Genomic DNA, 15,370 nt, shown 5'->3' on the forward strand with positions numbered 1-15,370 from the left:
CTGATGTTGTCCGAGAAGGTCAAGCAGTTCGCGCCGGCCAGGCTCACCGCGGACATCGGCGATCTGCCCGAGCCGGAGAAGAGGGCGCTCGCCAAGCTCATCGAGGCTTCGCGGCAGCTCGATCCCGTGTTCGATCGGCAGGCCTACGCGGGGAACCCGGAGCTCCGCGAGGAGCTCGTCGCGGACGGCACCCCGGAGGGGCGGGACAGGCTCGCCTACTTCGACATCATGCGCGGCCCATGGGACAGGCAGGATCACCACCGCCCCTTCGCCATCGACGAGCCCCATCCGCCTGGCGCCGGCTTCTACCCGGAAGATCTCTCGGCCGACGAGCTCAACGCGTGGATCGAGCAGCACCCGGGCGACAAGGAGGCCTTCACGAGCCTGTTCACGCTCATCCGTCGGGACCAGGGCCGGCTCGTCGCCGTGCCGTACAGCCAGGCTTATGCGGCGTGGCTCGGCCCCGCCGGCGCGCTCCTCGAGGAGGCCGCGGCGCTCACCGCGAGCGAGAGCCTGCGACGGTTCCTGAGGTCCCGGGCCGCCGCGTTCCGCTCCGACGACTACTATGCATCCGACAAGGACTGGATGGACCTCGACAGCCGCGTCGAGGCGACCATCGGCCCTTATGAGACCTACGAGGACGAGCTCCTCGGCCTCAAGGCCTCGTTCGAGTCGTTCGTCACGGTGAGCGACCCCGACGCCTCCCGGAAGCTCTCGAAGTACAAGGAGCTCCTCCCGGAGATGGAGCGCAACCTGCCTGTCCCCGAGGACGTGAAGACGGCGCGCGGCGGGGAGAGCCCCATCCAGGTCGTCGACCTCGTGTTCAGCGCTGGCGACGCCCGCAAATCGGTCCAGACGATCGCGTTCAACCTGCCGAACGACGAGCGCGTCCGCGCCGAGAAGGGGGCCAAGAAGGTCCTGCTCCGCAACGTCATCGAGACGAAGTTCGAGCTGATCATGCGCCCCATCGCCGAGCGCATCCTCGACCCGGCGCAGCTCGATCACCTGTCCTCCGACGCGTTCTTCAACGAGACGCTCTTCCACGAGCTCTCGCACAGCCTGGGCCCTGCGTTCACGACCGTGGGCGGGGAGCGGGTCGAGGTGCGGATCGCGCTCGGCCCGACGTACTCGGCGCTCGAGGAGGCCAAGGCCGACGTGATGGGCGCTTACAACGTCCTCTTCATGATCCAGCGAGGCCACTTCGCGGCCGATTTCAGGGAAAAGCTCCTCATCTCCTATTTCGCAGGGCTCTTCAGGAGCACCCGCTTCGGCGTGGCCGAGGCGCACGGCAAGGGGGCCGCGCTCCAGATCAACCGGTTCCTCGAGGAGCGCGCCGCCCGCTTCGACCCGGCGACACGGCGCTTCACCGTCGACGCCGCGGAGCTCGAGGCCGCCATCACCCGCCTCGTCCGCGATCTCTGCATGGTGCAGCACCGCGGCGACAGGCAGGCCGCCGGCGAGCTCCTCGCCAGGTACGGAGAGGTCTCGGAGCCAATGCAGCAGGCGCTCGGCGGCCTCGCGGGGATCCCGATCGACATCCGGCCGATCTACCCGCTCGCCGGCGAGTGAGCCGCCGGCGAGCGGCGCTCACGGCCCGATCTGCACGAGGAACGCGTCGCCGGCGCCCCGGCTCGTGGCCGTGGCCGCCCCGAGATCGAGGACGCCGTCGAAGCGGCCGGTCACCCAGCTGTCGCCGAGGAGATCGACGGCGACGGCGGCGCCGCGCTGCTCGCCCGAGTCGCCGAACGAGCGCAGCCAGATCGGGTTGCTGGCAGGGTCGAGCTTCGCCACGAACACGTCGGCGGCGCCCGTGGCGGAGTCCGCCTCGTTGCCGATGTCGAGGCTCCCCTGGAAGGAGCCGGTGAGGAGGATGTTGCCCGCCAGATCGACCGCGACGGAGGCGCCCTCCTGATCGGCGTCGTCGCCGAAGTCCTCGCACCACTGGAGGACACCGTTCTCGTCCAGCCGGAGGAGGAAGATGTCCTTGTCTCCATTGCTCGTGAGCAGCGACTCGCCGAAGGAGATCGCTCTCCGGAACGAGCCGGTCACGAGGATGTTGCCCGCTCCATCGACGGCCACGCCGAGCGCTTCGGCCGCGTTGGTCGCGTCGGCCGCCTTGCTCCAGACGTGATCGCCCGAGGGGTCGAGCTTCGCGACGAACAGGTCGGTCTTGGCCTCGGTGGTGAGCGGCTTCTCGCCCCCGAAATCGACCTCCCCGCTGAACCAGCCGACGACGATGATGTTGCCGTCGCCGTCGACGGCGACGCCCGTGCCGGCCTGATCTCCCTTGCCGCCCAGCCGCTTGGCCCATTCGACGTGGCCGGCGGCGTCGAGCTTGGCCAGGAAGGCATCGCTCCTGCCGTGGCTCTCCAGGGTGAACCGCTCGCCCTGACGGCCCTCGCCAAAGTCGAGCGTGCCCGAGAACTCTCCGGTGATGAAGGCGTTCCCCGCCTGGTCCACGGCGACCGCCGCGGCCTGTTGCGTGGCCTCGTCGCCGAAGCGCCGGCTGAACTGGTGCGCCCCGGTCGCGTCGAACCGCGCCACGACGACGTCGGCGCGGCGGCCGGCGCCCGCGAGCACGCCGCCGCCGAAATCGACGTCGCCGGCCACGCTGCCCGCGAGCACCACGTCGCCCCCCGGCGCGAGCGCGACCGCCCGGGCGACGCTGTCCGCGAAGCGGCGGCCGAACCGGAACCGCCCCTCGCGCGTGGAGGCGTCGCGGGAGAACGAGACGAGGAAAGAGTCCGGCTCGGCGAGCGCTCCCAGCTCGTCCGACGGGCCCGCGCCGAGATCGGTGCTGCCCGACGCCGAGCCGACCACCACGACGGCGTCGGCCGAGGCGGCGATGCCCAGGCCCTGCTGAGCGCCGGCCCCGCCGAGCGCGACGCTGTGCACGGGATCGCCCGTGCACGCTCGCCCGTCGCAGTTCTCGTCCTCGGGCGTGGCGCAGCTCTCGAACGCGGGCAGCACCTGGCCGACGCAGGCGCCGACGTCCGTCCCGTCGTCATTGCACGCGGCGACGCCGCCCACGCAGAGGCCGACGCCCTGCGTGCCCTGCGGCCCCGCGTAGCAGGCCGCCTCGGTACGGGGAACGCAGATCTCCTGCTCCTCGCTGCCGCCGCTCGCCCCAACGCCGCCGCCGCCGGCTCCCCCCTCGCCCACCGACACGGGATCCGCCGCCACGTCGGGGAACGGCGCGATGAAGGCGCACGCTCCGAGGCCGGTGCAGGCGAAGGCGAGCGCCGCGACGACGCCCGCTCCGGGCCGATGGGCGCCGCTCACAGCACTCCCTGCACGGCGACCCCGGCGCCGTCCGCGCCGACCCATGGCGAGAGCGCCGTCGGGCCGGGGGTGCGGGGCGCGGGCGCAAGCCGCCGCCCGGCGGCGTCCGGAGGAGCCGCGGGCGAGGAGGACGAGGGCCAGAAGAGGTACGTGGCGACGCCGCCTGCGATGAGGGCAGCCCCGGTGAGCACCGTGCTCGTGACGGCGAGCGCTTGCCCGCGGTCGTGCAGCGCCTGCCGCTCGCCCAGCGAGCCCGGGGCAGGGTTCGCGTTCTTCTTCAGGAAGCTGTGCCGCACGTCGTACGCCACGACGCCCGTGACCACGGCGCCGGCGGCGAGCGCGGCCGCCGTCCCCACGACGACCACCGGCGAGATGCGCGGGCCGGGCGCGGGCGCGCTGGGCAGCGCCCGGCGCGCGGGCGCGATCGACAGCAGGACCGCGGGCGATCGCTTGCGACCGAGATCGGCCCGCAGCTCGACGACCGCGCCCGTCTCGGCCTGCACCGACGCCTCGAACCGCGCCGCATAGTTCTCGGCCTCCACCACGACCCGCCGCGCCCCGGGGCTCACGAGGATGGCCGCGCCGACGAGCGCGGCGTGGATCGGCTCACCATCGATCTCGACGCGCACGCCGATCGCGTCCTCGGGCAGCTGCAGGACGATCTGCGACGTCTTCACGCGAAGCTTCTCTAGCCGTGCCCGCGACTCCCTGGCGAGCGCGAGCTCGCTCCGCGCGGTCGCGCCGGACGCGGCGAGCTCAAATGCGTTGAGCGCCTCGACGACGTGGCCGAGCGCTTCATGACAGACCCCGAGGTGATACCAGAGCGGCGGGGACACGACGATCTTGCTGATGCGCTCGTACGTCTCCAGCGCCTCTGCCCACCGGCCGCCGTCCTCCGCGGCGAGGCCGAGCGCGAAGAGGCGCCGCGCGGACGCGAGCTCCGCAGCGCTCGGCTTGTGGGGCGCGGCGAGAGCCGCAGTGTCGCTCGCGACCGCGGCCGGCGGCGCGCGCCCGGCGTCCTCCGGGGGAGGCTCGGCGAACGCAGCCGGACCGACGCCGACCAGGGCGAAGAATACCACTCCGCCGATGGTGATCCGATGCTTCACCCACGCCTCCTTCCATCACCAAGCGATAGAGGCAGTCTAACCGTACTCACGCCGATCGATCCTCGACAACTGGAAAATTGTTTGAGATTGGCGTCCGATCCTGGAACGCTCTTGCACGACCCGCCTGGAACGCTCTCCCATTGTCGGTGAGAGCTTCAGCATGGTCGGATTCACGACGACACAGGAGTCGCAGGTACGAGCTGTGATAGCGCCCGTCGATCTTGTGCCAGGCCAGCTTCTCGGCCGCTATGAGCTGCTGATCGCCATCGCGCAGGGCGGAATGGGGACGGTGTGGGCGGCCCGAGAGCGCGGCGGGGCGGCGGGCGACAAGATCGTGGCAGTCAAGACGATGCTGCCGGCGCTCTCCAGCGATCCGCGCTGCAAGCGCATGTTCCTCACGGAGTCGCGCATCGCGGCCCGGATCAAGCACCCCAATGTGTGCGCGATCCTGGATCAAGGTGAGCAGAGCGGGGTGCTCTACTTCGTGATGGAGTGGATCGACGGCGACGCGCTCGTGGCGCTGCTCGGCGGCAGCACCCGCAAGCAGGGCAGCCCGCTCCCCCTGCCTGTCGCGGTGAAAATCGCGATCGAGGCGGCGCGGGGGCTCCATGCGGCCCACGAGCTACGGGACGACGGCGGCGCGCTGGTCGGGCTCGTTCACCGGGACGTCTCGCCGCACAACATCCTGATCACGCGGGACGGCTCGGTCAAAATCGCCGATTTCGGCGTGGCCAAGGCCATGGCGCAGGTGGACAACCCGACGACCAACACCGGGCACATGAAGGGCAAGATCCTCTTCATGGCGCCCGAGCAGGTCTATAGCGAGCAGCTGGACCGGCGGTCCGACGTCTTCGCGCTCGGGATCGTGCTCTATCAGCTGACGACGGGCACCCACCCGTTCGCCGCCAGCCACGACCTCGCGACGATGGCGCGCATCGCGCGGCCCGAGCCGGTCGATCCGCCGGGCCCCCTCGTCCCCGGGTACCCCGCCGCGCTCGAGGCGGCGGTGATGCGCGCGCTCGCCAAGGATCCGGCCGAGCGCTTCGCGACGATGGCCGAGCTCGCGGACGCGCTGGAGGCGGTGAGCGCCGCCCTCGGCAGCCGCCCCGGCGAGGTCACGGGGTACATCCGCAACGCGCTCGCCGCGCGCAGCGCGCGTCGCGCGGCGCTGATCAAGGACGCGCTGCGCGCCGCGGAGGGCAGATCGCGGGGGCGCCCCCCCTCGCGCCTGGACCCGCGCCGCCGCGCCCGGACGATCGCCACCGCGGCGGCGCTCGTCGCCTCGGGCGCGCTGCTCGGGGCGGCGACGCTCCTGTGGATCGGCCTCGGGGAGGGCCCCGGCGCGCCGCCCGTGGCGGTGCCCGCGGCGCCGGCCATCGCGGTGGAGCCGCGCCCGGGGGTCGTCACCGCCGAGCCGCGCGCCCCGGAGCCCGCGCGCGTGTCTGAGCCGGCCCCGTCCACCACGCCCGCGGCGCCGCCGTCCTCCACCCCCGCCGCGAGCGCGAGCCCGCCTCGCTCCCGATCGCCTGGCGAGACCGGGCGCGCCAAGTTCCGCGAGCCCGGCTTCTAGCGCGCGCCGGGGCCCCGCCCCGCGCCGACGAGCGCGCGCCGGGGCCCCGCCTCGCGCCGAGGAATATTCGAGAGGCGCCGGTTGTCCTCGGGCGGCCGGGCTTGCTATGAGCTCCCACCCGTTATGCACGACGTACGCGCCCTGAACGAGCTGGTCGCCAAAGAGAGCGCCTTCATCGACACCCTGCTGAGCGAGGTCGGCAAGGTCATCGTCGGTCAGACGTACATGATCGAGCGCATCCTCATCGGGCTGCTCACCGGGGGACACGTCCTCCTCGAGGGCGTCCCGGGCCTCGCCAAGACGCTCACGGTGCGGACGCTCTGCGACGCCATCCACGCGAAGTTCTCGCGGATCCAGTTCACGCCGGATCTGCTGCCCGCCGACCTCATCGGCACCGTCATCTACAACCACCAGAAGGGCGACTTCACCTCCAAGCTGGGCCCGATCTTCGCGAACCTCGTGCTCGCCGACGAGATCAACCGCGCCCCCGCGAAGGTGCAGAGCGCGCTCCTCGAGGCGATGCAGGAGCGGCAGGTCACGATCGGCGACACGACCTACCCGCTGCCGAGCCCGTTCGTGGTCATGGCGACCCAGAACCCGATCGAGCAGGAGGGGACCTACCGCCTCCCGGAGGCGCAGGTCGACAGGTTCATGCTCATGGTCAAGGTCGGGTACCCCGCGCGGGCCGAGGAGCGGCAGATCATCGACCGCACGACGTCCGCGATCGAGGGCAAGGCCGCGAAGGTGACGACCCCCGAGGAGCTCGTGTCCGCGCGCAAGGTCGTGCGCGACGTGTACATGGATGATCGCGTGAAGGACTACATCGTGGACGTGGTCTTCGCGACGCGCGAGCCCGGGCAAAAGGGGATGCGGGAGCTGAGCAGCCTCATCGAGTACGGGGCGAGCCCGCGCGCCTCGATCGCGCTGGCGCTCGCGGCGCGCGCGCACGCCTTCCTGCGCCACCGGGGCTACGTCACGCCGGAGGACGTGAAGGCGATCGGCCCCGACGTGCTCCGGCACCGGGTCGTCCTGACCTACGAGGCGGAGGCCGAGGAGGTCACGTCCGAGCAGATCGTCCGGCGCGTGTTCGAGGTGGTCGAGGTGCCGTGATCAAGGCCTCCGGCTCGAAGAACCCGCTGCCGCCCGAGCTCCTGAAGCAGCTCCGGCGCATCGAGATCCGGACGCAACGGCTCGCCAACGAGCAGCTCTCCGGGACGTACTCGTCCGTCTTCAAGGGGCAAGGGCTCTCGTTCCGCGAGGTGCGCGCGTACCTGCCCGGCGACGACGTGCGCTGGATCGACTGGAACGTCTCGGCCCGCATGAGCGAGCCGTTCGTGAAGGTGTTCGTCGAGGAGCGGGAGATGACCGTCATGCTGGTCGTCGACGCCTCGCAGAGCGAGCAGTTCGGCACGCGGCGCGCGTCGAAGGCGCGCGTCGCCGCCGAGATCGCCGCGCTCTGCTCCTTCAGCGCCATCAAGAACAACGACCGCGTGGGCCTCGTGCTCGCGACCGAGGCCATCGAGAAGCTCGTCCCGCCGAAGAAGGGGGACAAGCACGTGATGCGCGTCATCCGGGAGATCCTCGGGCACGAGCCGAAGTACACGGGGACGAACCTGAAGCTCGCGCTCGAGACCCTGGTGAAGGTGGCCAAGCGGAGGAGCGTGGCCTTCGTGATCAGCGATTTCTTCGCCTCCGGCTTCGAGCGCTCGCTCTCGCTCGCGAGCGCCAAGCACGACGTGATCCCGGTGATGCTGGTCGACCCGCGCGACGAAGAGCTGCCCGACGTGGGGCTCGCGACGTTCGAGGACCTCGAGACCGGGGAAGAGGTCGTGGTGGACACCGGCGATCGGGCGGTGCGCGACCACTACCGCGCCGCCATGCGCAAGGTGCGGAGCGACCGCGACAAGCTGTTCAAGAAGCTCGCGCTCGACGCCGTGGTGGTGAAGACCGGCGAGAGCTTCGTGAGCCCGCTGCGCGACCTGTTCGCCAAGCGGGCGCGGAGGCTCAGGCGATGAGGACGCGCCGCTCGGCGGTCCACGCCGCGCGCGGCGCGAGCCCGCTCGCGTGGGCCGCGCTGGCGACGGCGCTCGCGTGCGCGGCGCCGGCGCGATCGCAGCCGGACGCTGGCGGCGCCGGCGGGCCCGCCGCTGACGACACCCCGCCGCCGCCGCCAGCGCCGGCCCCGGCGCCGGCAGCGCCGGCGGCGAAGGAGCGCGGCGAGAGCGTGTGGGCCTCGTGCGCGGAGCACGTGCCGCCCGGCGCGACGCGCCCCCGGATCGAGGAGACGTTCCCGAAGAACGGGTTCAGCGGGTACGCGGCCCACCTCGAGATCACGGTCACGCACGGCAAGGGCGAGACGGTGCTGCCGGAGGGCTTCAAGGTCCAGGGCGACAGCGACGCCGCGCGCGCGATCCAGAAGGCGGGGTTCGTCCTGCCCGAGGCCGACGCGGGCGCGGGGCCGACCAGCACGACGACGGCGACCGACGCCGGCGCCACGACCAAGCTCGTCATCCCGTTCGTCCCGCTGCCCAAGGAGCCCGGGAGGAGCGCCCTCCTGCTGCCGCCGGTGCCGATCGCCGTGTCCCGCGCGAGCGGGGAGCTCGTCACCGTCTGCACCCGGCCGCACGAGATCGTGATCGAGGACCCGATCGCCAACGAGCGGGATCCCAAGGTCAAGCCGAACCCGCCGCCGCGGCCGCAGCGGGAGGAGTGGGTGCTCGCGAAGCAGCTCACGGTCGGCATCCTCATCGGCGCGGCGCTCGGGCTGCTCGTGGCGTGGCTGGTCCGGCGCTGGCTGCGCCGGCCCCGCGTCGTGGTCGCGCCGCCGCCCAAGCTGCCGTGGATCGCCGCGCTCGAGGAGCTCGAGGCGCTCCGGCGCTCCGACCTGCTCGGCGAGGGGCGGACCGGTGAGTACTTCGACCGCGTGAGCGACTGCGTGCGCAAGTACCTCGGCGCGCGGTACGGCTTCGACGGCCTCGAGACGACGAGCGACGAGATGCGGGAGCTGCTCGCGCGGGTGCGCCCGCCCGTGCCGGTGCTGCCGCAGATCGCGCGGTTCCTCGCCGACTGCGATCTCGTGAAGTTCGCGCGCCTCCAGCCGAGCGAGGCCGACTGCCTCACGGCGCTCGACGACGGCGAGAACATCGTGCACCGCACGACCCCGCCGGCGGCGCGGCCCGGCGACGGCGCCGGCCCCCGGAGCTCGCCCGCCGGCGGGCAGCAGCCGCCCGCTCGCCCGTCCGGGGCGCCGGAGGAGGCGCCTTGAGCCGCACGAAGCGCGCATCGCTCGCCCTCATCGCGACGCTCGTCGTCGCCGCGGTCGCCTGCGTGTACCCCTACCTCGCGCGCCGCGAGGCCTGGTCCTCGGCGAGCTGGCAGAACCCCTGGTTCTTGCTCGCGCTCATCGCGGTGCCCGTCGTCTGGTACTGGGGCATCTTCGCGGAGGACGCGCGCAGGCCGCGGCTCCGGCTCGGCACGGTCGCGCCGCTCGCGCGCGGGCCGCGCGGCCTGCGCAGCCACCTGCGCGACCTGCCGGGCGTGCTGCGCGCCGTGGCGCTCGCGCTGCTCGTCCTCGCGATGGGGCGGCCGGTCAGCGTGCTCCGCGAGCAGCGCTCGGACGACAAGGGCATCGACATCGTCGTGGCGCTCGACCTGTCGGGCTCGATGCGCGCGATCCTCGACGCGCGGCCGAGCGACCTCCCCGGCCAGCCGAAGCTGCCGCGCGGCAAGCGGCTGACCCGGCTCGACACGGCCAAGCTCGTCCTCCAGGACTTCATCAGCCGCAGGAGGACCGATCGCCTCGGCGTCGTCGTCTTCGGCAAGGCCGCCTACGTGCTGTCGCCGCCGACGCTCGACTACCACCTGCTGACGCAGATGGTCTCGCAGATGACGCTCAACGTGATCGACGGCAGCGCGACGGCGATCGGCGACGCGCTCGGCACCGCGGTCGCGCGCCTGCGCAGGAGCGACGCGCAGTCGAAGGTCGTCATCCTCCTGACCGACGGCGACTCGAACGCCGGGGCCATCTCCCCCGAGTACGCGACCCACCTCGCGACCTCGCTCGGCGCGAAGGTCTACACGATCCAGATCGGCACCGACGACGAGGTCGAGGTCGAGGACGGCATCGATCTCTTCGGGCAGCCGCGCTACGTGCGCCACCGCTTCCCGGTGAACCCCGCGCTGCTCCAGGAGATCGCGCAGAAGACCGGCGGCGCGTCGTACGTGGCGACCGACGCGAAGGGGCTCGCGGCCAGCATGCACGACGTGCTCGACCGGCTGGAGAAGACCCGCTTCGAGGCGTCGAGCGCCGCGTACGAGGATCTCTTCCCGTTCCTGCTCCTGCCCGGGGTGTTCCTGATCGGGCTCGACGCGCTCCTGCGCGCCTGGCTGCTCCGGAGGTTCCCGTGAACTTTGCGGCTCCCTGGTTCCTGCTCGGGACGGCGTTCGCCGCGCTGATCGGCCTCCTGCTCATCCTCGGCGGCTTCGGCGTGGCGCGCGCCATCAAGCGCTTCGGCGACGAAGATCGCGTGAAGGCGCTCACCACCGCCGATCCGGCGAAGCGCCGCGCCTGGAAGGGCGTGCTGCTCGTGCTCGCGACGGCGCTCGCGTTCGTGGCCGCGGCGCGCCCCCAGTACGGCAAAGGCACGCGGCTCGTGCCGGCGACCAACGTCGACGTGGTGATCGTGCTCGACTACTCGAAGAGCATGTACGCGCGCGACGTCGAGCCGTCCCGCATCTTCCGGGCGAAGGTCGAGGTCGCCCGCCTCATCAAGGATCTCGAGGGCGCGCGCTTCGGCGCGGTCGCGTTCGCCGGCGAGCCGATGGGCTTCCCGCTGACCGCCGACGGCGCGGCGATCGCGCAGTTCTTCCGCCAGCTCGACCCCAACGACATGCCGATCGGCGGCACGGCGATCGCGCGCGCGCTCGACCAGGCGAACGAGCTCCTGAGGCGCGATCCGAAGTCCGCCGAGCACAAGCGGATCATCCTGCTCGTCACGGACGGCGAGGACCTCGAGGGCTACCCGCTGAGCGTCGCCCAGGCGATCGGCGCCCAGGGCACGACGATCCACGTCGTTCAGATCGGCGGGCGCACGCCGGAGCCGATCCCGGAGATCGGCCAGGACGGCCGCATCGTCGGGTGGCGGACGGATCGCCAGGGCAAGCCGCTCACGACCGAGCTGTCGCTGTCGGGCGAGCAGCAGCTCGCGTCGATCGCGCAGGCGACGCCGGGCGGGCAGATCATCCGCGCGGAGAAGGGGACCACGGGCATCGAGACGATCGCCGCGGAGCTCAGGCGGCAGATGAAGAGCGAGCTCTCGGAGCGGGTCGAGACGGTCTACGCGGACGTCTACTTCTACCCGCTCGGCCTCGCGATCCTGCTCCTCATCGCCGAGGTGTTCCTCAAGGACGCTCCGCGCCGTCGCTTCGTGGCGACACACCCCGAGGCCGCGCCGAAGCGCGCCGGGCTGCTGAAGGGGCGCCCGCTCGGCGCGGACCTCGCGGCGGGAGCGGGGCCGACGCCTCGGGGCAACGCGGGAGGGCAGCATGCCGCGTCGTGATCGCAAGCGCGTGGATCTCGCCGGGTTCTTCGCGCGCCGGGGGCGCTGGATCGCGATCGGGCTCGCCGCCGCGTGCCTCACCGGGGCCGCGTTCTCGGCGGCGACCGGGTGCAGCGGGTGGGATCCGACGTCCCCGTTCGAGCGGAACGCGCCGGCGGTCGACCAGGCGATCCGCGATCTCGACGCGGGCAACCTCGAGTCTGCCGCGCAGGCCCTCGAGAGCTACCTGGGGACGGGCGCGTGCAGCGACGCCGGCATCGGGCTGCCGGACTCCGTTCGCCAGAAGCCGAACGGCTCGTTCGATCTCGGGCTGACGCTGTTCCACCTGGCCGAGCGCTACGGTCATCGGTTCGGTGACGAGGGGCTCGCGGACGGCGGGCCGGAGCAGGAGCAGAGCGACGCGCTGCGCGGGATCGAGATCGACTGCGCGCTGGTCCTCGTGAAGGCGATCGGGGCCGATCCGAGCGTGCCGGCCGACCTGCGCGCGCGGGCCCGCTACCTCTCCGGCAACCTCGAGTTCTTGCGGCGCAAGTACGAGGATGCGGTGACGTATTACGACCAGGCGCTGGCCATCATCCCCGGGGTCCTCGAGGAGGCCGGCGGCGACGGCGTCGGCCGGGACGCGGCCTGGAACCGGGCGATCGCGCTGCGGCGCATCGAGGACCAGAAGGACGCCGCGCCGCCGGACGCCGAGCCCGATGCGCCGCCGGACGCCGAGCCCGATGCGCCGCCCGACGCCGAGCCCGACGCGGGCGACGACGGCGGCGACCAGGATGCGGGCAACGACGGCGGCGAGCCTGACGCGGGCGACGACGGCGGCGGCCAGGACGCGGGCAACGACGGCGGCGACCAGGATCAGAGCCCCGACGCTGGCCCGCAGGATCAGACGCCCGACGCCGGCTCACCCGAGCAACCCGAGCCGCCGCGCGAGCAGCCCCAGGAGCCGCCGCAGACCGGTCGGCAGGACGATCGCATCCTCGACCAGCTCGAGGAGGCGCCGACGTATCAGGAGCAGGAGGCGAAGAACAAGGCCGGTATGCGGCGCGGCCGCGGCATGGAGGACAAGTGACGCTCGCGCTCGCCCCCCCGCGCCTCGCGCCGCTCGCGACCGCGCTGCTCGTGGCGTTGCTCGCGTTGATCGCCCCGCTCCGCGCGCGTGCCCAGCAGCAGCCGGAGCTCACGGCGCGCGCGAGCTCCACCGACGTCGAGGTCGGCGAGCCGTTCACGGTCGAGGTGAAGGCCCTCGTCGAGCGCGGCGCCGGCATGCCCTCCGATCCGGAGCTGCGTGTCCCGCCCGACCTCTCCATCGTCTCCGGCCCGAGCATCGGGACGCAGATGAAGACGCAGCTCGGGGGCGGCGTCATGATCACGCAGCTGGGCATCAGCGCGACGTGGCAGATCGTCGCGAACAAACCCGGCCGCTACACCATCCCGGGGCCGACGATCTCCTGGAACGGCAGGCGCCTGCCGGCGGCTCCGATCCTGATCAAGGTCGCGCCGGCGAGCGGGCGGCCTCGCCGGCCGAGCAACCCGTTCCTGTTGCCCGGCGGCCCGCTGCAGGGCTTCCCGTGGCCGTTCGGCGGTCCGGGCGGCCTCTTCGACGACGAGGCGACCCAGGACCAGCCCGAGGCCGAGGCGACAGAGCTGGCGATGCCGCGCGAGCCCGACCCGGTGGTGTTCCTGCGCGCCATCCCCGACAAGACGACCGCGGTGGTCGGCGAGCAGGTCACTGTCTCGTTCTACCTGTACTTCCGCGAGAACGCCGAGATGACCGAGCCCCGCGCGGCGCCCGCGCCGGACTTCCTTCGCCACACGCTCCTCGAGGACCCCCGCACCGAACGGCCCGTGTACACGCGGGTCGGCGGGTACCGCTATGCGGCCCGCCTCGTCGACAAGCTGGCGCTGTTCCCGCTGAAGACGGGCGAGCTGCGCACGGGCAGCATGCAGACGCGCATCACCGGTCGCCGGATCGGCGCGCGCGTGCTGCGCGAATCGAACGACGTCGTCGTCAAGGTCACGGAGCCGCCCCTCGCCGGCCGCCCGTCCGGCTATGCCGTCGGCGACGTCGGTCAGTTCACGCTCAAGGCGACGGTGCAGCCGCGCCAGATCGAGCAGGGCGGCTCGGTGGCCGTGAACGTGCAGATCGCGGGCACCGGCAACTTCCCCCAGTCGCTCCGGGTGCCGGAGCGGACCGGGCTCGACTGGCTCGACCCGGAGAAGCGCGACGCGATCGAGCCGCGCGGCGGCGCGATCGGCGGCACCCGCTCGTTCGGCTACGTCGTCCGGATCCAGGAGAGCGGCGCGGTCGAACTCGGCAAGATCGAGCTCCCCTACTGGGATCCGGCGCAGAAGCGCTACGTGGTCGAGCGCGCCGAGCTCGGCGTCGTCCAGGTCAGCCCGGTGGCTCCTCCGGCGTCGTCCGGGCCGCCGTCCAGGGCGCCTCTCGCCGAGGGCGACGGCGCTGGCCGCGGCGCGCCGTTCGCCGGCATGCCGGGGCTCCGCACGTCGCTCGGCCCGCACACCCCGCCCGCGACGCTGCCCCTCGACGGCGCGCCGTTCTGGCTGCTCCTGGCCGCGCCGCCGCTCGCCGTCACGCTGTTCGGCGCGGGCGATCGGCTCTTGCGCCGGGCGCGCGATCGCCGCGCGGCGGGCGCGAGCTCGCCCGCCCGGCTCGCGGCGATCGCCCAGCGCGAAGCGGAGGAGGCGGCCGCGCAGGGAGATCTCGGGGCGACGGCCGCGGCGATCGAGCGCGCGGTGCACCGGGCGATCGAGTCCGCGACGGGCCTCCGCTCGCGCGGCGTCCTGCTCGCGGAGCTCCCGGGCGAGCTCGGCCGGCGCGGCGTCCCCGAGCCGCTCTCGTCGCGCGCGTGCGAGGCGCTGGCCGCGTGCGAGGCGATCCGTTTCGAGCCGACCGCGCAGGAGGGCGGCGGCGCCGCCGCCGCGGCGCTCGTCGAGCAGAGCCGCGCCGTCGTGACCGAGCTCTCGCGATGGAAGCCCGCATGAACGGCCGCCGCAGGCGCCTCCTCGCCGGCGCGCTCCTCCTCGCCGCCAGCCTCGCGCCGGCGCTGCCGTCGAGCGAGGCGCGCGCGCAGCCGGCGGAGTCCCCGGAGGTGATGTTCCAGGAAGGCACGGCGGCGCTCGACCGCGGCGAGTACGGCGCGGCGATCGACACGTTCGAGCTGCTCGCCGACCGCGGCTTCGTGCACCCGGACGCGAGCTACAACCGCGGGCTCGCCTACGTCACGCGCGTCCGCGAGGGCGCGGATCGCCCCGGCGACCTCGGCCGGGCGGCGGCCGCGTTCGAGGAGGCGCTGCGGCTCCGTCCGGGCGACGCCGACGCGGATCGCGCGCTGGATCTCGTGCGCGCCGAGATCACCCGCCGGCGCTCGCGCCGCGCCACGGATGCGGTCGACGTGCGCCCGACGCTCGGCCGGGTCATCGTCGGCCTCGCCTCGGAGCGCACGTGGGCGGCGGCCGCGCTCCTCGCGTCGCTGCTCCTCGCCCTGGGCGTGGTCCTGCGGCGCCGCCCTGCCGGCCCTGCGCACGTCGCGGGCAGCGTCCTTGCGCCGACGGCGCTCGTCGCGCTGCTCGCGCTGGTGCCGCTCACCTATGCGGCGCGGCACCTCCGCCTCACGACCCGGGCCGGCGTCGTGGTGGTCCCCGAGGTCCGGCTCCTCGACGAGGACGGGCGCGCGCTGCCCCGCGCGGAGCACAGCGCGATCCCCGAGGGTGCGTCGGTCGAGGTCGGCAGGAGATCGGGCGGGCTCGCGGAGGTCCGCTGGGGCGCAACGGAGGGGTGGGTTCCGGCGTCGAGCATCCGGCTGCTCGCTCCATGAGCCGCGCCATCGTGTGCT

At 73.1% G+C, this 15,370-nt stretch carries 12 protein-coding genes; 10 read left to right on the forward strand and 2 right to left on the reverse strand.

Going from position 1 to position 15,370, the window contains the following annotated elements:
- Window positions 1-3 precede the first annotated feature (3 nt).
- Window positions 4-1,569: a dipeptidyl-peptidase 3 family protein gene (locus WMF14_RS35200; RefSeq protein ID WP_437793317.1), complete on the forward strand. Its 1,566-nt coding sequence runs from the start codon at window positions 4-6 to the stop codon at window positions 1,567-1,569.
- Window positions 1,570-1,587: 18 nt separating this feature from the next.
- Here WMF14_RS35200 and WMF14_RS35205 read toward each other — a convergent pair whose 3' ends face one another.
- Window positions 1,588-3,282, reverse strand: a complete 1,695-nt coding sequence (locus WMF14_RS35205) for a hypothetical protein (protein ID WP_437793318.1) — start codon at window positions 3,280-3,282, stop codon at window positions 1,588-1,590.
- Entirely contained in the window at window positions 3,279-4,388 is a 1,110-nt protein-coding gene (locus WMF14_RS35210; protein WP_437793320.1) for a hypothetical protein, read from the reverse strand. The genes WMF14_RS35205 and WMF14_RS35210 overlap by 4 nt, the downstream gene beginning before the upstream one ends.
- Before the next feature lie 223 nt (window positions 4,389-4,611).
- Here WMF14_RS35210 and WMF14_RS35215 point away from each other — a divergent pair, with 223 nt between their 5' ends.
- The 9 genes from WMF14_RS35215 (at window position 4,612) to WMF14_RS35255 (ending at window position 15,352) form a co-directional block, all read left to right on the forward strand.
- Window positions 4,612-5,958 (forward strand): protein kinase domain-containing protein, encoded by a 1,347-nt coding sequence (locus WMF14_RS35215; RefSeq protein ID WP_437793321.1) that lies wholly within the window; start codon window positions 4,612-4,614, stop codon window positions 5,956-5,958.
- A gap of 123 nt (window positions 5,959-6,081) precedes the next feature.
- On the forward strand, window positions 6,082-7,068 hold the full coding sequence (locus WMF14_RS35220; protein WP_272095442.1) for an AAA family ATPase: 987 nt from the start codon (window positions 6,082-6,084) through the stop codon (window positions 7,066-7,068).
- On the forward strand, window positions 7,065-7,973 hold the full coding sequence (locus WMF14_RS35225) for a DUF58 domain-containing protein (RefSeq protein ID WP_437324365.1): 909 nt from the start codon (window positions 7,065-7,067) through the stop codon (window positions 7,971-7,973). The genes WMF14_RS35220 and WMF14_RS35225 overlap by 4 nt, the downstream gene beginning before the upstream one ends.
- On the forward strand, window positions 7,970-9,223 hold the full coding sequence (locus WMF14_RS35230) for a hypothetical protein (protein WP_437793323.1): 1,254 nt from the start codon (window positions 7,970-7,972) through the stop codon (window positions 9,221-9,223). Before WMF14_RS35225 ends, WMF14_RS35230 begins: the two co-directional genes overlap by 4 nt.
- Entirely contained in the window at window positions 9,220-10,365 is a 1,146-nt protein-coding gene (locus WMF14_RS35235) for a VWA domain-containing protein (protein ID WP_272095446.1), read from the forward strand. Before WMF14_RS35230 ends, WMF14_RS35235 begins: the two co-directional genes overlap by 4 nt.
- Window positions 10,362-11,516, forward strand: coding sequence for a vWA domain-containing protein (locus WMF14_RS35240; RefSeq protein ID WP_272095447.1), 1,155 nt, complete (start codon window positions 10,362-10,364; stop codon window positions 11,514-11,516). The genes WMF14_RS35235 and WMF14_RS35240 overlap by 4 nt, the downstream gene beginning before the upstream one ends.
- Window positions 11,503-12,585: a tetratricopeptide repeat protein gene (locus WMF14_RS35245; RefSeq protein WP_437793324.1), complete on the forward strand. Its 1,083-nt coding sequence runs from the start codon at window positions 11,503-11,505 to the stop codon at window positions 12,583-12,585. The genes WMF14_RS35240 and WMF14_RS35245 overlap by 14 nt, the downstream gene beginning before the upstream one ends.
- A complete protein-coding gene (locus tag WMF14_RS35250) occupies window positions 12,582-14,519 on the forward strand; it encodes a BatD family protein (protein ID WP_437793326.1) in 1,938 nt (645 codons plus the stop codon). The genes WMF14_RS35245 and WMF14_RS35250 overlap by 4 nt, the downstream gene beginning before the upstream one ends.
- Window positions 14,516-15,352, forward strand: a complete 837-nt coding sequence (locus WMF14_RS35255) for a hypothetical protein (RefSeq protein WP_437793327.1) — start codon at window positions 14,516-14,518, stop codon at window positions 15,350-15,352. The genes WMF14_RS35250 and WMF14_RS35255 overlap by 4 nt, the downstream gene beginning before the upstream one ends.
- Window positions 15,353-15,370 lie beyond the last annotated feature (18 nt).

Source organism: Sorangium sp. So ce693 (assembly GCF_051521375.1).
GTDB classification, from domain to species: Bacteria; Myxococcota_A; Polyangia; order Polyangiales; family Polyangiaceae; genus Sorangium; species Sorangium atrum.